The sequence below is a fragment of the Aquiflexum sp. genome (assembly GCF_041749095.1).
Classification (GTDB): Bacteria; Bacteroidota; Bacteroidia; order Cytophagales; family Cyclobacteriaceae; genus Aquiflexum.
In genome coordinates, this window is record NZ_JBGTCA010000462.1 from 1 (window position 1) to 6729 (window position 6729).

At 38.1% G+C, this 6729-nt stretch carries 11 protein-coding genes; 9 read left to right on the forward strand and 2 right to left on the reverse strand.

The features are described from left to right. From ACEW8O_RS20925 to ACEW8O_RS20935, 3 genes are all read left to right on the forward strand, one after another. A partial coding sequence (locus tag ACEW8O_RS20925; protein ID WP_373496573.1) for a LemA family protein occupies positions 1-417 on the forward strand: 417 nt, incomplete at its 5' end. A gap of 5 nt (positions 418-422) precedes the next feature. Next, positions 423-857 (forward strand): TPM domain-containing protein, encoded by a 435-nt coding sequence (locus ACEW8O_RS20930; protein WP_373496574.1) that lies wholly within the window; start codon positions 423-425, stop codon positions 855-857. Continuing rightward, a complete protein-coding gene (locus tag ACEW8O_RS20935; protein WP_373496583.1) occupies positions 838-1668 on the forward strand; it encodes a YgcG family protein in 831 nt (276 codons plus the stop codon). The genes ACEW8O_RS20930 and ACEW8O_RS20935 overlap by 20 nt, the downstream gene beginning before the upstream one ends. Before the next feature lie 2 nt (positions 1669-1670). On the opposite strand, the gene ACEW8O_RS20940 is transcribed toward ACEW8O_RS20935, so the two are convergent. Then, complete coding sequence (locus ACEW8O_RS20940) at positions 1671-2831, reverse strand: cellulase family glycosylhydrolase (RefSeq protein ID WP_373496575.1); 1161 nt, start codon at positions 2829-2831, stop codon at positions 1671-1673. 146 nt (positions 2832-2977) lie between these two features. Beyond that, positions 2978-3499 (reverse strand): ComF family protein, encoded by a 522-nt coding sequence (locus tag ACEW8O_RS20945; protein WP_373496576.1) that lies wholly within the window; start codon positions 3497-3499, stop codon positions 2978-2980. A 254-nt stretch (positions 3500-3753) separates the two neighbouring features. Between ACEW8O_RS20945 and ACEW8O_RS20950 the strand changes: the two genes are divergently transcribed. The 6 genes from ACEW8O_RS20950 to ACEW8O_RS20975 all read left to right on the forward strand — a co-directional run. Next, a complete protein-coding gene (locus tag ACEW8O_RS20950; RefSeq protein WP_373496577.1) occupies positions 3754-4110 on the forward strand; it encodes a carboxymuconolactone decarboxylase family protein in 357 nt (118 codons plus the stop codon). Further along, the gene (locus tag ACEW8O_RS20955) at positions 4103-4465 is read left to right on the forward strand and encodes a hypothetical protein (RefSeq protein ID WP_373496578.1); all 363 of its coding nucleotides are present in this window, start codon (positions 4103-4105) and stop codon (positions 4463-4465) included. The genes ACEW8O_RS20950 and ACEW8O_RS20955 overlap by 8 nt, the downstream gene beginning before the upstream one ends. Before the next feature lie 36 nt (positions 4466-4501). Next, positions 4502-5266, forward strand: coding sequence for an exodeoxyribonuclease III (locus ACEW8O_RS20960; protein WP_373496579.1), 765 nt, complete (start codon positions 4502-4504; stop codon positions 5264-5266). Positions 5267-5304: 38 nt separating this feature from the next. Continuing rightward, complete coding sequence (locus tag ACEW8O_RS20965; RefSeq protein WP_373496580.1) at positions 5305-5703, forward strand: ATP-binding protein; 399 nt, start codon at positions 5305-5307, stop codon at positions 5701-5703. After that, on the forward strand, positions 5704-6123 hold the full coding sequence (gene ybeY, locus ACEW8O_RS20970; RefSeq protein WP_373496581.1) for an rRNA maturation RNase YbeY: 420 nt from the start codon (positions 5704-5706) through the stop codon (positions 6121-6123). 81 nt (positions 6124-6204) lie between these two features. After that, positions 6205-6729 (forward strand): FAD-dependent oxidoreductase (locus ACEW8O_RS20975; protein ID WP_373496582.1); only part of this gene is annotated, 525 nt, incomplete at its 3' end.

Consider the following 6729-nt stretch of genomic DNA (forward strand, 5'->3'; position numbering starts at 1 on the left):
AATACAGTAAAGGGATATGCGGATTTTGAGCAGGAAACCTTAACTGGCGTAATTGAAGCCCGGGCCAAAGCAACATCCATCAATCTTAATGCAGATAACCTAACACCTGAAAATATTGCTCAATTCCAACAGGCCCAAGATCAGCTGAGCGGAGCGCTAAGCCGTCTATTGGTAACTGTAGAAAGATACCCTGACCTGAAAGCCAACCAAAACTTTTTGGAACTTCAAGCTCAACTGGAAGGTACAGAAAACCGTATTGCTGTAGCAAGAAGAAATTTTAACCAATCAGTACAATCTTATAATTCCAATTTAAGGACATTCCCCAACAATATCTTTGCAGGATGGTATGGCTTTGAAAGAAAGGGATATTTTGAAGCAATCCAAGGTGCAGAAACTGCTCCATCGGTTCAATTTTAACAATTATGGCTGAAAAATTATTTTCTCAGGAAGACCGGAATATCATCATTGCTGCTATACAAGCAGCTGAACGGGAAACATCAGGAGAAATACAGGTACATATTGAAAATCATTGCTCTGAGGATGTAATGGATCGTGCAGCAGAGGTTTTTGAAACCCTTAAGATGCACCAAACAAAGTATAGAAATGCCGTATTGTTCTATTTGGCAGTCGAAGACCACAGGTTTGCCATCCTTGGAGACGGGGGCATCAATCATGTGGTTCCTTCGGATTTTTGGGAAAATATCAAGGATATAATGCTTGGTGAATTCAAAAAAAGACGATTCACAGAAGGTTTGAGGATAGGGATAGAAATGTGTGGATTGCAGTTAAAAGCCCATTTTCCATTCGAACAAAAAGGTGATGTCAATGAACTCCCCGATGAAATCTCTTTTGGATAAAATCACAATGGTCAATAAATCACTATTACTAATTACTTTCCTTTTTCTTCAATTACTGGTTCTTCCACTTTTTGGTCAGGGAGACTTTCCTTCTCCTCCAAGCCCGCCAAAGCTTGTCAACGATTTTTCCAATACGCTTTCATCTGAGGAAGTTCTGAAGTTGGAGCGCAAATTGGTAGCCTATAATGACAGTACCTCAACTCAGGTAACTATTGTCATGGTCCGCTCATTAGGGCCTTATGACATCAGCGATTATGCTTTTCAATTAGGAGATAAATGGGGAATAGGGCAAAAAGACCTTGATAATGGCATATTGATTCTAGCGGCAATGAATGATCGAAAAGTGTTCATAGCCACAGGCTATGGAATGGAAGGATCAATTCCTGATGCTTTGGCCAAAAGAATTGTGGACCAATTGATCGTCCCCAATTTTAGAATGGAGTCCTACTATACTGGCTTGGACAAAGCAACCGATATGATCTTTAAATTGGCTTCAGGCGAATATGAAGCTGAAAAAATGACTTCCTCTGGGGAACATGGTGGTGCACTGATATTCTTTTTGATCATCATCTTTTTATTTTTCATCCTTCCGCTTATAAGAAATAGAAAGGATAATAATAATCATATGGGAGGTAAAGGAGGCGGAATAGATTTATTCACCACCATTATGCTTGCCAATATGCTTAAAGGAGGCAGTAGAGGAAAATTTGGGAGTTTTTCTTCCGGTAGGGGTGGATTTGGCGGAGGCGGCGGATTTGGTGGTTTTGGAGGTGGATCTTTCGGGGGTGGTGGCGCAGGAGGAAGCTGGTAAATTTATGCGTACTTCATCAATAGATTGAGGAACTTCCGGTCCAGTTTTTCGCCATACCAGTTTTCATAATCCACATCCTCCCGTCCTGAATTCAGGATTCCGAAATTTCCTGAAAATTCCCAGATCCCAAAACCGATTCCATTCTCATCAAGGATATCAAGCACATCCTCAAACCACGCCAAGAAAACATCATGAGGTGTTTTATTATAGGCGCCACATTCCCCACAATGAACGCCTACTCCTTTTCTGAGTAAATCCACCCAAGGTTCGTAGTATTTTTCCAAGGTTTGTTTGTTGTGCATTACGCCATTGATTTCTCCCGGCCAGGAAGGAGTAGGAAGGCTATCCACATCTTTATAAGACCAAGAAGCCTTGAAGTGGGAGATCAAATGTGGAAAATAACCACGGCAACTTTGATGAAGGTCAAGATCAGCCAATTCCGGCACAGCAACTCCTCCACCACTATTGCCATCAGCAATGACAAGGCGTCTCTTTTTCACAGATTTGATGGTTTCCACGGCAGCCTTTGCCACCCTATAGTAATCTTCGACAGGAACAGGACCTCCCGGAGAATGCTGATCATTGGGATCTGCCCTCATAAAGGGTTCATTTACCAAATCAAAGCTCAATTTTTTTGGAGATACATTTTTGTAACGCTTTGACCACATTTCCCAATGCGCACAAAAAGCATCCAATGCTTCCTGGTCTTTCCATAAATTATATGGTTCAATGAACCCCGCATTGATACAAAAGCCAGGTGCCCTGTGCAAATTCAAGCTGACATGAAGTCCATACTTATGTGCCATGTCCACCAATTTGTCTATTTCCTGTAGTCTATTTTCATCAAAATTCAGCACTTCTTCGGGCAGTATAGGCTTAGACCTATCAAATTTTAGATAAGAAGGATATGACATGGGTACCCTAACAAAATCAAAACCCCAATCAGCCATCCATTGAAAATATTTTTCAGGGTTTTTTCTTCCCTTGTCCGGATCAGGATTGAAAAAATCAAGTACATTGAAACCTCTCCATTTAGGCAGTTTATTTTTGATTTTATTGTCTGCAGCGGTTAAACTCGATGTTACCCCAAGGCTTACCGCAGCAGCAATCACTCCGGATTTCTTTAGAAAGTCTCTTCTGTCATTAATTTCTATATTTTTCATAGAGCTGATTGTTAAAAACTTAAATAGAAAAAAATTAAACGTATATGAAAACCTGTTTACATCAGCGGTAAAAAAAATGAAAGGACCATTGTCCAATAAATAGTGGACATTTAAATTTGACACAAAAAATTTGATGGAAATTATAATCACATTTTTCCTGCAGCAATCACCGCTAAATCAACTGTAATGGCTTTTTGATCATATAGCATATTGGCGCAGGATACCAAAGTTGCACCTGTTGTCATCACATCATCCACCAAAAGAATCCTCTTTCCTTCCAATTGACTCTCTTTCCTGATTCCAAAAACCTGTGATACATTTTCAATTCGCTCAATCCGGGATTTTTTGGTTTGGGTTTCGGTGAACTGAACTCTTACCAGGGAAGAAATAACCGGGATTTCAAGTGTTTCAGAAAGTCCATTGGCAAATTGCTCGCTTTGGTTATACCCTCTTCTCTTTTGTTTTAAAGGATGCAAGGGTACAGGCGTAATCTGATCCCAATTTTCCTGAAAATTATTTGATAGCAATATTGATCCATAGATTCTTCCCAATTCGACACCAACCTCAGGTCTATTTTTATATTTCAACTGATGGAGCAGGCTTTGACTGACTCCTTTTTTGGTAAACCGCAAAAATGACATCACAAGATTTGGATGTGTCAAACCCATAATTTTTGTGACAAGCTCATTATTCTGCGGGCGAAGGTGATAATTGGTAATAGGTAAGTTGGCAATACATATTTTACACAGCTGATTTTCAAAGTCAAATAGACATCTTTTGCAGAGGCAACAGGTCTTAGGGAAAACCAATGCCAAAAAATCTTCAAAAATCGGGAAACGCATTTTCAAAATGGCTTGTTAGAACTGATTGGGAATAAATACCTGTTATATTTGCAGGTTAACTAAAACCTCCATAAAATTTAATGAATTTAATAGAAGAATTCAATAGCTATAGGAGCCAAATGAACGAAAAGATCATGGCCGCTGACAACAAGGTCATCAAACGTTTCTTTAATTTGGATACCAACACCTATGCAGATGGTGCTGTGGATGTCAAAACAAAAGAAATGATTGGACTGGCCTGTTCAATGGTTTTGCGATGTGACGACTGCATCAAATATCATTTGGGTAAATCTTTTGAAGCCGGATTGAGCAAAGAAGAAATTTTTGAGGTATTTTCTATTGCAACGATAATAGGTGGATCTATTGTGATACCCCATCTTAGAAGGGCAGTAGAATATTGGGAATTATTGGAAGCCGAACAAGACACAAATGTTTAAAAAAGATCTTGACCTGGAAAAACGATGGGGCAAACTTCTCCTGGGAATTCATGAGCTTTTAGGCAAAAAACCTTCTGACCTCAATGGGGTTTTGTTTCTTATCGGTGTACAGGAACTAGGTCAGGGAAATAAAAACTTTTCAAAAGAACAAAAGCAGGATCTCATGCATATTGCGATTTGTAAGGTTTTAAGTCTGGCCGGATTCTATGAATTGGATTATGTTGACCAAGATGGATGGCCACATTGGAAATTGATAAAAAAACTACCACATTTTGATATATTGGAACAGGAGAAACTCTTGAAAATCCAGGTTTTGGAATATTTCGAGCAGGAATTCCAAATTGACATCAAATAAACCGTATCACCCAAATTAAAGAAGCATCTAAGATCAATGAAAATCGTATCCTATAATGTTAATGGAATCAGAGCTGCGTTAAACAAAGGGTTTTTGGATTGGATGACTGCCACGGATCCGGATATCATAGGATTGCAGGAAGTCAAAGCTGAGCAAAACCAAATCGAGTGTGCAATATTTGAGGATCTTGGCTATCATATTTATTGGTATCCAGCTGTAAAGAAAGGCTACAGTGGTGTGGCCATTCTGAGCAAAATAAAACCAAGGCATGTAGAATATGGAATAGGTTTATCTGATTACGATAATGAGGGCCGAATACTGAGAGCGGACTTTGATTCATTTTCATTTGTATCGGCATATTTCCCCTCCGGCACTACAGGCGACATCAGACAAGACTTCAAATATCAATTCTTGGACGATATATATGGATATTCTCAGGATTTGATACAAAAATTTCCTAATTTGATTCTGAGTGGAGATTATAATATTTGCCATAAACCAATAGACATACATAATCCTATCTCAAACAAAAACTCATCGGGATTTCTTCCAGACGAAAGGGCTTGGATGGATAAGTTTACCACATCAGGATTTGAGGATACCTTTAGGTTATTCAATCAGGAGCCGCATAATTATACCTGGTGGAGTTATAGGGCAGGATCAAGGGGCAAGAACCTAGGTTGGAGAATTGACTATCATATGACTACCTTGCCCATGAAAGACCGGATTAAAAGGTCAGTGATTTTACCGGAAGCATACCATTCAGATCACTGTCCAATTTTAATGGAGATTGATAATTGAAGAATATAAGTATTAAACAAAATAGCCACAAAAGATTCATGAAATCTATAAAAATTTCAATACCTTCTCTTATAGAGAATATAAAAATTATAGAAAGCTTCATTGACAATGCAAGAGACAAATTCTCTATTAATGAAGATATTTATGGAAACATCATGATTTCTGTAACAGAATGCGTCACCAACGCTATTGTACATGGCAATGGCTTGGATGGTTCTAAAAAAGTAGATCTTGAATTACATTTGGACGAAAATCAGGTCCAGTTTGTCATTAAAGACGAGGGAACAGGATTTGATTATGAACATTTAGAAGATCCAACCTCTCCCGATAATCTGGAGAAAACAGGAGGAAGGGGAATATTCATTATGAAACATTTGTCGGATGAAGTAAAATTTGAAGATATGGGAAGAAAAACCATTTTAACCTTTTACATGTAAATGGCAATTCAATTTTTTGAAGAAGACATCAAGTTTTCTCTTAAAGAAAAAAATAAACATAAAAAATGGCTCAAAACCATTGCAGAAAATGAAGGTTTTATAATAACAGATCTCAATTACATTTTCTGTTCAGATGAATACCTATATAAAATCAATTTTGATTATCTCAATCACAATACATATACAGACATTATTACATTTGATAATTCTGAGGAAAAAAATTTCATCGAAGGTGACATCTTCATCAGTATTGAAAGAATTAAAGAAAATGCTGAAAAAACAAAAAATCAAACAGAAACAGAAATTCTCAGAGTGATGAGCCATGGGTTATTGCATTTGATGGGTTACAAAGACAAGAGCAAAGAAGACAAAAAACAGATGAGTAAATTGGAAGACAAGTCAATTTCACTCTTTCATTAATAAATTGTTTCACGTGGAACAGGTAGTACACTAACTTAAAAAAATAGATGTTTCACGTGAAACACAAACATTAAAATTAATATGTTTCCAATATACGATGTGATCGTGGTAGGGGCGGGTCATGCGGGCTGCGAAGCTGCACATGCTGCCGCAAAGATGGGTTCAAAAGTACTTCTGTGTACAATGAACATGAATACGATTGCCCAAATGTCATGTAACCCTGCAATGGGTGGAGTAGCAAAGGGACAGATTGTAAGGGAAATTGATGCGTTAGGAGGAATTTCCGGAATTATTTCTGACAAATCTATGATACAATTCAGAATGCTGAACAGGTCAAAAGGTCCGGCAATGTGGTCTCCAAGATCACAAAATGACAGGATGAGATTTGCAGAAGAATGGAGAATGGCTTTAGAACATACTCCCAATGTGGATTTTTGGCAAGAAATGATCAGTGGCTTAATTGTGAAAAACAATATCGTTTGTGGTGTCAGGACAGGAATAGGCCTCGAAATACAAAGTAAAAGCGTTGTGCTAACCAATGGTACTTTCTTAAATGGAATCATCCATATAGGTGAAAAACAAATGGGGGGCGGTAGGACAGGAGAA

What these genes read in the sequence shown, in the direction of transcription:
- ACEW8O_RS20930 (WP_373496574.1), top strand. Translation starts at nt 423, where the DNA reads ATGGCTGAAAAATTATTTTCTCAGGAAGACCGGAATATCATCATTGCT.
- ACEW8O_RS20935 (WP_373496583.1), top strand. Translation starts at nt 838, where the DNA reads ATGAAATCTCTTTTGGATAAAATCACAATGGTCAATAAATCACTATTA.
- ACEW8O_RS20940 (WP_373496575.1), bottom strand. Translation starts at nt 2,831, where the DNA reads ATGAAAAATATAGAAATTAATGACAGAAGAGACTTTCTAAAGAAATCC.
- ACEW8O_RS20945 (WP_373496576.1), bottom strand. Translation starts at nt 3,499, where the DNA reads ATGGGTTTGACACATCCAAATCTTGTGATGTCATTTTTGCGGTTTACC.
- ACEW8O_RS20950 (WP_373496577.1), top strand. Translation starts at nt 3,754, where the DNA reads ATGAATTTAATAGAAGAATTCAATAGCTATAGGAGCCAAATGAACGAA.
- ACEW8O_RS20955 (WP_373496578.1), top strand. Translation starts at nt 4,103, where the DNA reads ATGTTTAAAAAAGATCTTGACCTGGAAAAACGATGGGGCAAACTTCTC.
- ACEW8O_RS20960 (WP_373496579.1), top strand. Translation starts at nt 4,502, where the DNA reads ATGAAAATCGTATCCTATAATGTTAATGGAATCAGAGCTGCGTTAAAC.
- ACEW8O_RS20965 (WP_373496580.1), top strand. Translation starts at nt 5,305, where the DNA reads ATGAAATCTATAAAAATTTCAATACCTTCTCTTATAGAGAATATAAAA.
- ybeY (WP_373496581.1), top strand. Translation starts at nt 5,704, where the DNA reads ATGGCAATTCAATTTTTTGAAGAAGACATCAAGTTTTCTCTTAAAGAA.